Consider the following 11,888-nt stretch of genomic DNA (forward strand, 5'->3'; position numbering starts at 1 on the left):
GTCACCTACCCATCAATAGATGTCCTCGTGGAGACGCGACTTCGCAAGCGGGCTGGTGATACTGGTCCCCATCCTCGTCATTCTGTGGGTTCTCAACTATCTCTACACTAGTATCGTCAAACTGCCGATAATCAAGTCGCTCGACCACCCGTTCGGGTTCTTCGTCGCCATCGTCGTGTTCATGATGCTGGTGCTGTCGGTGGGGTACCTGATGCGCACAACCGTGGGCCGACTGTTCGAGACGTACCTCGACGCGACGATGAACCGAATTCCCCTCGTCCGCATCCTCTACAACGCCTCGAAACTCGCCGTCGAGACGGCGTTGACGGGGACCGAGGACCTCCAAAAGCCCGTCCAACTGGAGACGTGGCCGGGCGTCCGGATGACGGCGTTCAAGACCGGACAGACGACGAAAGACGGGCGGGTGGTCCTGTTCATGCCGACGGCGCCGAACATCACCACCGGGTTCGTGATGGAGGTAGAACCCGAAGACATCAGGGAACTCGACGAGAACGTCGAAGAGGCGCTGACGCGCATCCTCTCGGCCGGGTTCGCGGAGGACGAGTCTCGCTCCGCTATCGACATCGACGTGCAGACGGAAGACGACTGACCGCTCGAAGCGGAGCGGAGGCGAAGACGGTCGGCGGGCCTCTCTACCGCGGCCTCAGACGTACGTGAACCACTCCTCGTGGTCGTCGGAGCGACGTTCCACGAGGTCGAAGAACGCCTGCTGGAGTTCCTCGGTCACTGGGCCGCGACTGCCGTCGCCGATGACGACGTTGTCCACCTTCCGGATGGGCGTCACCTCCGCGGCGGTGCCGGTGAAGAACAGTTCGTCCGCGGTGTTGAGTTCGCCGCGGGAGATGGTCGCGTTGTCGTTGACGGTGTAGCCGCGTTCCCGCGCGAGTTCGATGACGGTGTCGCGGGTGATGCCGTCCAAGATGCTCTCGGAGAGGCCGGGCGTGTAGATGTCGCCGTCCTTAACGAGGAAGATGTTCTCGCCCGGGCCCTCCGCGACGTTGCCCTCCTTGTTGAGGACGATTGCCTCCGTGTACCCGTTGCGGCGGGCCTCCTCGCCCGCGAGAAGCGAGTTCACGTACAGGCCGGTCGTCTTCGCATTCGTCGGGATCTGACTAGAGGCGTGCTTGCGCCACGAGGAGACCATCACGTCGACGCCCTTCTCCAACGCCTCGTCGCCGAGGTACGCCCCCCACGGCCACGCCGCGATGGCGACCTGCACGGGGTTGTCCTTGGGGCTGACGCCCAGCGAGTCGTAGCCGTAGAACGCGACGGGGCGGATGTAACAGGACGTCAGGTCCTGGCGGCGGATGAGTTCCATCGTCGCCTCCGTGAGTTCCTCCTTCTCGAAGGGGATGTCCATGTCGTAGGGCTTCCCGGAGGCATAGAACCGCTCTAAGTGTTCGTCCCACCGGAAGATGGCCGGCCCTTCGTCGGTGGCGTAACAGCGGACGCCCTCGAAGACGCCGCTGCCGTAGTGAAGTCCGTGAGAGAGGACGTGAATCTGCGCGTCGTCCCAGTCGACGAACTCACCGTCCATCCAGATAGTGTCGACATCCATCTCGTCGAATCCCATACCGCGTGGTTTGCGTGGCAGGTGATAAAATGATAGGCGACACGGCGACGCGCGCGGGGTTTTTTGCGCCGGGGCGCATCGGTCGGTCACGAATGCCACCGAAGACTGTCGCCGTCACCGGCGGGACGGGTCGCATCGGCCCCACCGTCGTGAACGCACTGAGAGACGCGGGGTACCGCGTGGTGAACTGCAGTCGAAGCGGCGGGTCCGTCGGCGACGCGAACCTCCGGGCAGACATGACCGACGCCGGGGAAGCCTACGGCGCGTTCGCCACGGCGGACGCCGACGCCGTCGTCCACCTCGGGATGCTCTCGGAACCCGGCCACGACCCCGGCTACGTCGTCTACGAGAGCAACGCGATGAGCACGTACAACGTGTTGGAGGCGGCCGAATCGCTCGGCATCGACACCGTCGTCCTCGCCTCCAGCATGAGCGCTCTCGGCGCGAGTTTCGAACCCGGCCCCGTCAACCTCTCGTACCTCCCGGTGGACGAGGACCACCCCCTGACGCCGTCGAACCCCTACGGCCTCGGCAAGCAGGTTCTCGAAGTGACCGCCGACGGGTTCGCCCGGCGATCGGACGGTCCGACGACCATCGCCTCGTTCCGGTTCCCGTGGATGCCGACGGAAGCGCAGATGCGCGAGACGTTCCTCGACGCCGACCGGCGACTGGCGGCGCTTCACCAGTTGGAGAACTTCAAGACGATCCGGAACACGCTGTTCTCGTACCTCACACAGGAGGACGCCGCCGACGCGATCCGCCGGGCGGTCGAAGCCGACTACGAGGGCCACGAACGGTTCTGGGTCGTCGCGGACGACACGACGGCGGAGATGGAGACGGCGGAACTCGTCGCCGAGGAGTACCCCGACGTGGAGACGACGAACTCCTTCGAGGGGTACGAATCGCTCGTCTCGACGGAGAAGGCTCGGCGGTTGCTCGGGTGGGAACCCGAGGTGAGTTGGCGGGACCTACGCTAGGGAGTCGACGATTCGGTCGCCGTCGAGGAACGGGACGCCGCGACGATCGGCGTACTCGCGCGCCGCGTCGGTCGAAAGCGCCGCGCCCGACTCGTCGTCGAGCATCTCGCAGACGACGACCGCGGGGCCGACGCCCGCCTCCGCGGCGAGTGCGAGGCCGAGTTCGGTGTGACCGCGCCTGTCGTCGAGGAGTCCCGGCGCGCCCCGGAGGACGTTGACGTGGCCGGGCGCGCGGAAGTCGGCGGCGAAGTCCTCTGCGTCGTACTCGCCTCCGACGGCGGCGTCGGCCGCCTCGCTCAGTTTCGTGATGGTCAGCGCTCGGTCCGAGTCCGTGATTCCCGTGAACGTCTCGCGGTGGTTCACCGGCAGGGAGAACGACGACCGGTCGTCGTACGCCAGGTCGTGGTCGCCGGCGGCCGGGTGGTCGATTTCGGACTCCAGGAAGGGGAGATCCATCGCCTCCGCGGCGTCGTCGGAGAGTGCGGCGCAGACGAGTCCGCCCGCGTCGTTGCGGAGGCGGGCCACGTCCGCCGCCGTCACCGACCGCGCGGGGTAGACGATGTCCGTCTCGCCCTCCCTGTCGTCGAAGTCGTGGACGAGAACGGGGTCGCCCGCCCGGAACGCCGAGAGGGCGCGGGCGAGAGAGTCGTCCGTCCGTTGGGTTCCGGTCACCGTCACACCTCCTCCACCCGGACGGTGACCGCGTCGCCGTCCGAGAGGTCGAGTTCGTCCCGGAGTTTCTCGGGCGCGATGATCTCCAGTTGGCTCTCGTCGTGGTGGGTGCGTTCGGGGACGATGATGTGCGCCTCCTCGTAGGCGTCCTCATCCGTTTCGACCGTCGCGGCGTAACAGGTCGCCGGGCCGAACGTCCGTTCCTCGTCCTCCCATCCGTCGATGGGGACTGCCGAGAGCGACGCCATCCCGGCGCGCGTCCGGACGCTGTCGTCGTCAAGGCGGACGTTGAGCGTCCCCGGGAACGGTTCGTAGCCGAGGCGGTCCTCGAACTGTTCCATGTACCCCGGAAGCGAGATGTAGTGTTTGCCCTCGCCCATGCCGCCGGTGACGGTGCCGCCGAGTTCGACCGTCTCGGACTCGTCCGTCTCGAAGATGCGGCGGTAGTCGGCGTACTCCCGGCGGAGGGCCGCCTCGCCCTCGTCGGTGACCGAGACCCACTGCCCGTCCGCCACCACGTCGCGTTCGACGTAGCCGGCGTCTTCGAGTCGCTGGAGGCGGCGCGAGGCGGTCTGACCGGAGGCGTCGAGGCGCGAGGCCAGACCGGAGCAGGAGACCTTCACCGGGCCGGAGCGCCCGCCTTCAAGGGCGACGAACTTCAACGCGGCCAGTTCGTCGTACCCGACGGCGGCGACTGCCGATTCTGACATGTCCACGTCTTCGAGACGACCCGAAATAAGCGTACCGAATATGAGATGCGTAACAGAATCGTGATGGGCGGCCCGCGGAGTCGGTCGCCGCGACGGACCGGTTCGTGAACGGGATTGTCGGACGACGGGGGTAAGTGCGTCGGTTCCGGCGGTGACGCCCGCCTCGTCGGCCCGAGCGACGAACGGTGCGACCGCAGAGGGCGAACGCCGTCGGCGCGTCCGAACCGCGGCCGCGACCGCTCCGACGGCGTTCGGAAAGGCCTTTAGCCGCGCCACAAGAACCTCGGAGCATGTTTAGAGAGTTCCGTTCGGAGGTCGAGGACGCGGTCTCTGCTGCGCTCTCCGCGCTCGATTTACCGACCGACGACCTCGGCGTCGAAGAGCCACCGGAGGACGTCTCGGCGACGCTCGCGTCGAGCGTCGCCTTCCGGTTGGCGGGCGAAGTCGGCGCGCCGCCGCCGAAAGTCGCCGTGGACATCGCAGAGGAGATAGACGCCACGGGCTACACGTACCTCGACTCGGCCGTGCCGCAGGGACCGTACGTGAACTTTCACGTTTCGGACGCCTACTACGCCGAGACGCTCGAAGCGGGCCGCGACGACGAGTACGGCCGCCTCCCCGAGACGGGCGAAGACGTGGTGGTCGAACACACGAGTGCGAATCCGACCGGTCCCGTCCACGTCGGGCGCGCGCGGAATCCCATCCTCGGCGACGCCATCGCGCGCATCCTCGATTTCGCCGGCAACGACGTGGAGCGTCACTACTACGTCAACGACGCCGGGCGACAGGTCGCCGTCTTCACGTGGGCCTACGAGACGTTCGACGAGGAGGATCTGCCGGAACCGGAGCGCGACCGCTCGGACTACGATCTCGTGCGGTACTACCGCAAGGGCAACGCCTTCCTCGAAGAGGGCGACGAGGAGGAGGTCGAAGCCGCCGAGGAGGAGATAGCGAGCATCATGCAGGGCCTCGAAGCCGGCGACGAGGAGACGTTCGAACGCGTCGCCGTCGTCGTGGATCAGGTGCTGTCGGGGATGACCGCCTCGCTGGAACGCCTCCCCGCGGAGTTCGACCGGTTCGTCAAGGAGACGAAGTTCATCCGCAACGGCGACGCCGAGGACCTCGTTCAGCGACTGAAGGACTCCGACTACGCCGTCTACGAGGAGGAGGCGTGGCAACTGGACCTCTCGCCGTTCGGCTTCGAGAAGAACCTCGTGTTCCTCCGGTCGGACGGGACGACGCTGTACACGACCCGCGACTTGGCGCACCACGAGTGGAAGTTCGACAACTACGACGAGGCGGTGACGGTCCTCGGCGAGGACCACAAACTGCAGGCCGAACAGCTTGAGACCGCCTTGGAGATACTCGGCAACGACACCGAAAAGCTCCGCCAGACGTTCTACTCGTGGGTGAACCTCCCCGAGGGCGGGATGTCGACCCGGAAGGGGACGGGCGTGGACTTAGACGACCTGCTCGACGAGTCGGTCCGGCGCGCCCGCGAGGAGGTCGAGACGCGCCTCGACAGTCGCATCCGCGACGACGAACTCGACGAGGAAGACATCGAGCGAATCGCCCGGCAGGTCGGCATCGGGGCCGTCCGCTACGACATCGTCTCGAAACAGCCGACGAAGGGAATCACGTTCGAGTGGGAGCGCGCCTTGGACTTCGAGGCCCAATCCGCCCCGTACGTCCAGTACGTCCACGCTCGCTGCTGCGGCATCCTCGACGAGGCCGAATCGTCCGGCATCGAGGCGACCACCGACGCCTCCCTGCTCGATTCGCCCGAGGAATGCGAGCTCATCGCGACCATCGCGCGGTTCCCCGCCGTAATCGAGGAGGCGGCCGACGACCTCGAACCGCACGTCGTGGCGACGTACGTCCGGCAGTTCGCCGAGACGTTCAACGCGTTCTACCGCGAGCGGTCGGTGCTGAACGCCGACGACGATGCGGTGGCCGCCGCCCGCCTCGGACTGGTCGAGGCGGCCCGCCACACCGTGGCGAACGCGCTCTCCGTGCTGGGCATCGAAGCGCCCGACTCGATGTAGGCGTTACAGCCCGAAGACGGGGATCAGCACTTCGGGCGCGGAGACGAGCGTCCCGCCGACGCTGGTGACGGCGAGCGCACCCGCGCCTAACGCGAGCAGGACGAAGAGGACGATCCACCAGAACGGGACGCCAGAGTTAGATTCTGCCATACCAACGCCTGCGAACAGCCGCGTAAAAGAACTTCCCGTTCGTCGCTCCGCAGACGGGGCGGGGCGACCGCCGGCGACTCAGCCGAGGAACCGACCGAACAGACCGCCCTTCTTCCGCTCGTCGTCGCGGCGCTCGTTCGTCCCCTCCGCGCTCTCGCCCAACTCGGTCGTGTAGACGCCGTCCTCGTCGTCTTCTTCCTCGTCGTCCTCGCCGTCCGCACCGTCGTCGCCGCTCGCGAACGGAATCTGCTCGTCCTCGGGGGTCGCGTCCGGTTCGGCGGCCTCGACGAGGGGACCGTCGTCCGCGCTCTCGTCCGCCGCGTCGTTCGCCGTCCGGTCCGCGAGCGGGTCCGGCGGGGAGTCGCCGTCGGATTCGGCGGTTTCCTCGACGGACTCGACGGACTCGACGGCCTCCTCGGCCTCCTCGGCGGAGACGCCTTCGTCGTCGGACGCACTCTCGCCGTCTTCGTCGAGTTGCTCCGGCGTCCCGTCGGCCTCGTGGTCGCCCGCGACGATGATGCCGTCGTCGCGTTCGGTGGCCTCGCCCTCCGACTCCCCGGCGTCTCCGTCGCGTTCGTCCGCGTCACACGCCGAATCGCCTTCGTCCGCGGTTGCGGCGGAAGCGGCGTCGGCGTCCGCAGTCGTGGCGTCCGCGGCCGGGGCGTCCGTCTCTGCATTCGTATCCGCATCCGCGTCCGCGGGGTCGGCGTCGTCGGTCGAACCGCCCTCCTCGCGCGCCTCGTCCGGCGCGGCGTCGGGTTGCGGAACCGACTCGCCGGTCAGGTCGGCGGCGAGCGCTCGGTACGCCGCGGCGGCGGGGCTTCCGGGCGCGAACGTCGTGAGCGGTTCGCCCGCGTCGCCCGCGCGCCGGACGACCGGTTCGTCCGGTATCGCCCGCAGTATCTCGGCGTCGAGTTGCTCCTCGACGGTGGCGACGTTCGGGTCCTCGGGGTCCGCCCGCGTGAGCACCGCGCCCGCCACCGGCACGTCGAGTCGCACCGCCACCTGTCGCGTCTTCTCCGTGTCCCCCAATGCATCGCGCCCCGTCGTCGAGACGAGAAGCGCCTCGTCCACGTACGTCAGGGGGACGACGGTGTCGTTACTCAGTCCTGCGCCGGTATCCAGCAGGACGTACTCGTGTCGGTCGGCCAGTTCCGAGAGCACCGCGCGGAGACCCTCGGGGTCCGCGCGGGCGAACGCGTCGAGGTCCGTCGCCCCCGGTACCACGGCCATCCCGTGCGGTCCTTCCTGCGTCGCCTCGGTCACGTCGGCCTCGCCGGCGAGAACGTCGTGGAGCGTCGGCTCCGTCGGCACGACGCCCAACGCCCCTGCGAGGTTCGCCATCCCGAGGTCGCCGTCGACCACGGCGACGTCCGCGCCCGCCGCGGCGAGCGCCGCCGCGAGATTCGTCGTCGTCGTGGTCTTCCCGACGCCTCCCTTCGCGCTGACCACTGCGTACACCCGTCCCATATCTTACTCGTTCGGACTCACCCAAGACAACCACATAAACCTATTCCGAGCGAACCGCCCGCACACCGTCGATTCTGCCGCTCGTCCGAACGTTCCGCGACAGTCGTAGGTTACTTAGCCTCTCGCCGGCCTAGAGTCGACAATGAGTACCGACGCCGAAGAGGTGAGCGAAGACCGCCGGAAGTACGAGTTCCGGAAGGTCATCGAGGAGCTCGAGGACTTCGAGGGCTCCGGAACGCAACTCGTCACTATCTATATCCCGGATGACAAGCAGATATCCGACGTCGTCGCCCACGTCACGCAGGAGCACTCGGAGGCGTCGAACATCAAGTCCAAGCAGACGCGAACGGCCGTCCAAGACGCCCTGACCTCCATCAAGGACCGCCTCCGCTACTACGACACCTTCCCGCCGGACAACGGCATCGTCATCTTCTCCGGTGCGGTGAACTCCGGCGGCGGCCAGACCGAGATGGTCACGAAGGTGCTGGAGAGTCCGCCCGAACCTATCCAGTCGTTCCGCTATCACTGCGATTCGGACTTCCTGACGGAACCGCTGGAGAACATGCTCACGGACAAGGGGCTGTTCGGCCTCGTCGTCCTCGACCGGCGAGAGGCGAACGTCGGGTGGCTGAAGGGCAAGCGCGTCGAACCGGTCAAGTCGGCGTCCTCGCTCGTCCCCGGCAAACAGCGCAAGGGTGGCCAGTCCGCCCAGCGTTTCGCCCGCCTCCGTCTGGAAGCCATCGACAACTTCTATCAGGAAGTCGCGGAGATGGCCAACGAGCTGTTCGTCGCCAAGCGGCACGACTTGGACGGAATCCTCGTCGGCGGTCCGTCGCCGACGAAAGACGAGTTCTTAGACGGCGACTACCTCCACCACGAACTGCAGGACCTCGTCGTCGGGAAGTTCGACGTCTCCTACACCGACGAGTCCGGCCTCTACGACCTCGTGGACGCCGCACAGGACGTGCTGGCCGACCAGGAGGTGATGAAGGACAAGTCCCAGATGGAGGAGTTCTTCGAGAAGCTCCACACGGGCGAGGAGGCGACCTACGGGTTCGGCCCCACCCGCAAGAACCTCGTCATGGGGTCGGTGGACCGACTCCTCCTCTCGGAGGACCTCCACTCGGACGTAGTCGTCTACCAGTGTCCCGAGGGCCACGAGGAGTACGAAGTCGTGGACCGCCGGCACGGCGACCCCGGCCACGAGTGCACCGAGTGCGGTCAGGAGGCCGAGAAGAAGGACCGCGAGGACGTCATCGAACACCTGATGTCCATCGCGGAACAGCGAGGGACCGAGACGAAGTTCATCTCGACCGACTTCGAGAAGGGCGAACAGCTACACGACGCCTTCGGCGGCGTCGCCGGCATCCTCCGCTACGCCACGGGCGTCTAAACGCCGACCGACTCTTCTCGTCTCGTCTCCGAGCGCTCAGACCAGTAGCTGTTCGACCTGCGTGCGGCGGCGGCCCACGTCGAAGTGCGGGTCCAGCGCCGCGTCGCCGTCGATGCGGTCGAGCGTCAGGAGAACGTCCACTCCCTCCCGTTCGGCGCGGTCCACCAGCGTCTCTATCGCGGCGCGGTTCAACGCCAGCGAGTCGAGCATCCCGAGGAGAAGCGCCACCGCCGCGCCGCCGTCGCCGCGGGGGAAGTACTCCGCCACGGCGTCGAACGTCGGCGCGTCGGACTCGTCGGGCGCGTCGAACTCGGGGTACGTCCGAAGGCATCGAGAACAGAGCGTCGCGGCGTCCGACGCCCCGCCGTCGCCCTCGGCGGGCGCGTCGGGCGCGTGAGTTCCGAGTCCGTCCGGAACCGCGAACGGAACTAAATCGCCGCCGCAGGCCGTACACGTACGAATCATACGTCGAGGTGAGACGCGGACGCGTGAAAACCCGACGATACCGTCCTCCGGCGGGCGACAGAAGCGAGAGAAAACTGGATGGTGCGGCCGAAGGGGTGCGACCGACTCGGACGCCGAGCGTCGGTCAGTCGTCGGCGGTGGCCGGCCGTTCCTGCGGGACCGTCTCGGCCTCCTCTGCTTCGCGCTCTTCCCTCTCTTCTTCTTCTTTCTTGCCCTTGATCTTCTTCAGGCGGAACGTCTCCTCGCGCTCCTGTTCTTCGAGCTTCTGCTCGATGTACTCTTGGTTCTCGTAGAGGTCGGGCAGGAGTTTGAACTCCAGCGCGTTGACGCGGCGCTTCGTCGTCTCGATCTCTCTGAGCATCTTCTTCATCGCCGTCTCGACTTCGGCGGCGAGGATGACGCTCTCTAACAGCTCCTCGTAGGCGTCCGCGGCCTCGTCGATGCGCGACGACGACCCGAGCAGTCCATATCCGCGCTGGTCGAGGCTCTTCTTCACGCGGGAGGACTCGATCTGCGGGACGACGACGCCCATGATGTTCTTCGATTGGGTCGTTATCTCGGGGTGTTCCTTCAGCGCCGCGGCCGCGCCGCGCACCGCGACGTCGCCCTCCATCGCGCGCGCCATGTTTATCTTCCGCTGGGCGGTCTCATAGTTGGTGTTGAGCTCCGAACGGACGTCCTGCGCTTGGTCGAGGATGTCCATGAACTCCATGATGAGACCGTCCCGCTTCTGCTCCAAGGTGTCGTGGCCTCGCTCGGAGAGTTCGATGCGGTCCTCTATCGCCATCAGGTTCTTCCGAGTCGGTTTGACGTCGTTGGCCATCCTTGGGGGACGCTTGTGGACGGAGGGGGTTAATCCTTTTTAGTCTGACTCGGCGGACAATGATTATTCGCGCACGCGTACGCGAAGAAGAGTACATTGCGACGCGCGGCGCCGTCGCTCCGCGTTCGGCGTCGTCCGAAAAGAACGTCCGAGAGAGACGCCGGTCAGTCGGCGGTGACTTCTTCCGCGCCCTCGTCGGCGGCGTCCTCGCGGTAGTGTTCCTCGATGAGCTCCTCGTCGATACGGTTGAGCTCCTTCTTCGGGAACATCGACAGGAGATCCCAGCCGATTTCGAGCGTCTCGTCGATGGAGCGGTTCGTGTCGTACCCCTGATCGACGAACTCCTCCTCGAAGCGGTCGGCGAAGTCGAGGTACGTGTTGTCACGCTCCGACAGCGCCTCGCGGCCGACGATGTTCACGAGGTCGCGGAGGTCCTCACCTTCCGCGTACGCGGCGTACATCTGGTCGGAGACGTCCGCGTGGTCCGCGCGCGTGAGGCCCTCGCCGATACCGTCGTCCATCAGACGCGAGAGGCTCGGAAGCACGTTGATCGGCGGCTGGATGCCCTGACTGTTCAGGTCCCGGTCGACGTAGATCTGCCCCTCGGTGATGTATCCGGTCAGGTCCGGAATCGGGTGCGTGTCGTCGTCGCCCGGCATCGTGAGGATGGGTATCTGCGTCACGGAGCCTTCGCGGCCCTGGATGCGACCGGCGCGCTCGTACAGCTGCGCCAGGTCGGTGTACATGTACCCGGGGTACCCACGACGGCCCGGAACCTCCTCGCGGGCCGCGCCGATTTCGCGCAGGGCCTCGCAGTAGTTGGTCATGTCCGTGAGGATGACCAGCACGTGGTAGTCCTTCTCGAACGCGAGGTACTCGGCGGTGGTGAGCGCGAGGCGCGGCGTGACCGTCCGCTCGACTGCGGGGTCGTCCGCGAGGTTCATGAAGACGACCGAGCGTTCGAGCGCGCCCGTGCGCTCGAAGTCCTCCATGAACTCGTTGGCCTCCTCCGCGGTGATACCCATCGCGCCGAAGATGACCGCGAACTCAGAGCCCTCGTCGTCGTCGCCCTCCTCTTCCTCCGGAACGGTCGCCTGACGGGCGACCTGGAGCGCGAGTTCGTTGTGCGGCAGCCCCGACCCGGAGAAGATGGGGAGCTTCTGTCCGCGGACCAGCGTGTTCATGCCGTCGATGGCGGAGACGCCGGTCTGGATGAACTCCTCGGGGTACTCCCGGGAGTAGGGGTTGATAGCCGCGCCGACGATTTCGTGGCGCTCGTCCGGGACGATGTCGGGGCCGCCGTCGATGGGCTGGCCCGACCCGTCGAGGACGCGTCCGAGGAGGTCCTCGGTGACGGGCATCTTCAGCGTCTCGCCCATGAAGCGGACGGACGCGTTCCGGTCGATACCGCTCGTGCCCTCGAACACCTGGATGGCCACGAGGCCGTCCGTCGATTCGAGGATCTGCCCGCGCAGCGTCTCGCCGTTCTGCGTCTCGATTTCGACGATCTCGTCGTATCCGATCGGCTCGTCGACCTCGGCGAACACCAGCGGACCGCTGATTTCGGTGATGGTCTGGTACTCTTTCAT

At 66.6% G+C, this 11,888-nt stretch carries 12 protein-coding genes; 4 read left to right on the top strand and 8 right to left on the bottom strand.

What is annotated here, in order from left to right; genetic code table 11:
- Window positions 1-19 precede the first annotated feature (19 nt).
- The gene (locus tag ACFQEV_RS17640) at window positions 20-610 is read left to right on the top strand and encodes a DUF502 domain-containing protein (RefSeq protein WP_379698879.1); all 591 of its coding nucleotides are present in this window, start codon (window positions 20-22) and stop codon (window positions 608-610) included.
- Between the two features lie 54 nt (window positions 611-664).
- On the opposite strand, the gene ACFQEV_RS17645 is transcribed toward ACFQEV_RS17640, so the two are convergent.
- Window positions 665-1,594, bottom strand: a complete 930-nt coding sequence (locus ACFQEV_RS17645; protein WP_379698881.1) for a branched-chain amino acid transaminase — start codon at window positions 1,592-1,594, stop codon at window positions 665-667.
- Window positions 1,595-1,686: 92 nt separating this feature from the next.
- On the opposite strand from ACFQEV_RS17645, the gene ACFQEV_RS17650 reads away from it, so the two are divergent.
- Window positions 1,687-2,571, top strand: coding sequence for an NAD-dependent epimerase/dehydratase family protein (locus ACFQEV_RS17650; RefSeq protein WP_379698883.1), 885 nt, complete (start codon window positions 1,687-1,689; stop codon window positions 2,569-2,571).
- Here the strand turns inward: ACFQEV_RS17650 and ribB are convergent.
- Together ribB and ACFQEV_RS17660 are read right to left on the bottom strand one after the other, a co-directional pair.
- Window positions 2,563-3,243 (bottom strand): 3,4-dihydroxy-2-butanone-4-phosphate synthase, encoded by a 681-nt coding sequence (gene ribB / locus ACFQEV_RS17655; RefSeq protein ID WP_379698885.1) that lies wholly within the window; start codon window positions 3,241-3,243, stop codon window positions 2,563-2,565. The two genes, ACFQEV_RS17650 and ribB, sit on opposite strands and share 9 nt — an antisense overlap.
- A 2-nt stretch (window positions 3,244-3,245) precedes the next feature.
- Window positions 3,246-3,953, bottom strand: coding sequence for a DUF120 domain-containing protein (locus tag ACFQEV_RS17660; RefSeq protein ID WP_379698887.1), 708 nt, complete (start codon window positions 3,951-3,953; stop codon window positions 3,246-3,248).
- Between the two features lie 290 nt (window positions 3,954-4,243).
- Here ACFQEV_RS17660 and argS point away from each other — a divergent pair, with 290 nt between their 5' ends.
- Window positions 4,244-5,998, top strand: coding sequence for an arginine--tRNA ligase (gene argS, locus ACFQEV_RS17665; protein WP_379698889.1), 1,755 nt, complete (start codon window positions 4,244-4,246; stop codon window positions 5,996-5,998).
- 3 nt (window positions 5,999-6,001) lie between these two features.
- Here the strand turns inward: argS and ACFQEV_RS17670 are convergent, their stop codons facing one another.
- Both ACFQEV_RS17670 and minD read right to left on the bottom strand, forming a co-directional pair.
- Complete coding sequence (locus ACFQEV_RS17670) at window positions 6,002-6,148, bottom strand: hypothetical protein (protein ID WP_379698891.1); 147 nt, start codon at window positions 6,146-6,148, stop codon at window positions 6,002-6,004.
- A gap of 78 nt (window positions 6,149-6,226) precedes the next feature.
- On the bottom strand, window positions 6,227-7,618 hold the full coding sequence (gene minD, locus ACFQEV_RS17675) for a cell division ATPase MinD (RefSeq protein ID WP_379698893.1): 1,392 nt from the start codon (window positions 7,616-7,618) through the stop codon (window positions 6,227-6,229).
- 142 nt (window positions 7,619-7,760) lie between these two features.
- Here minD and prf1 point away from each other — a divergent pair, with 142 nt between their 5' ends.
- A complete protein-coding gene (gene prf1, locus ACFQEV_RS17680; protein ID WP_379698895.1) occupies window positions 7,761-9,011 on the top strand; it encodes a peptide chain release factor aRF-1 in 1,251 nt (416 codons plus the stop codon).
- A gap of 36 nt (window positions 9,012-9,047) precedes the next feature.
- On the opposite strand, the gene ACFQEV_RS17685 is transcribed toward prf1, so the two are convergent.
- From ACFQEV_RS17685 to ACFQEV_RS17695, 3 genes are all read right to left on the bottom strand, one after another.
- Window positions 9,048-9,476: a DUF6276 family protein gene (locus tag ACFQEV_RS17685; protein ID WP_379698897.1), complete on the bottom strand. Its 429-nt coding sequence runs from the start codon at window positions 9,474-9,476 to the stop codon at window positions 9,048-9,050.
- A gap of 124 nt (window positions 9,477-9,600) precedes the next feature.
- Window positions 9,601-10,299 carry a V-type ATP synthase subunit D gene (locus ACFQEV_RS17690; RefSeq protein ID WP_379698899.1) on the bottom strand — a complete coding sequence of 233 codons (699 nt, stop codon included), beginning with the start codon at window positions 10,297-10,299 and terminating at the stop codon, window positions 9,601-9,603.
- Window positions 10,300-10,463: 164 nt separating this feature from the next.
- Window positions 10,464-11,888, bottom strand: a complete 1,425-nt coding sequence (locus ACFQEV_RS17695) for an ATP synthase subunit B (protein WP_379698901.1) — start codon at window positions 11,886-11,888, stop codon at window positions 10,464-10,466.

Source organism: Halopelagius fulvigenes, from assembly GCF_042662625.1.
Taxonomy (GTDB): Archaea; Halobacteriota; Halobacteria; order Halobacteriales; family Haloferacaceae; genus Halopelagius; species Halopelagius fulvigenes.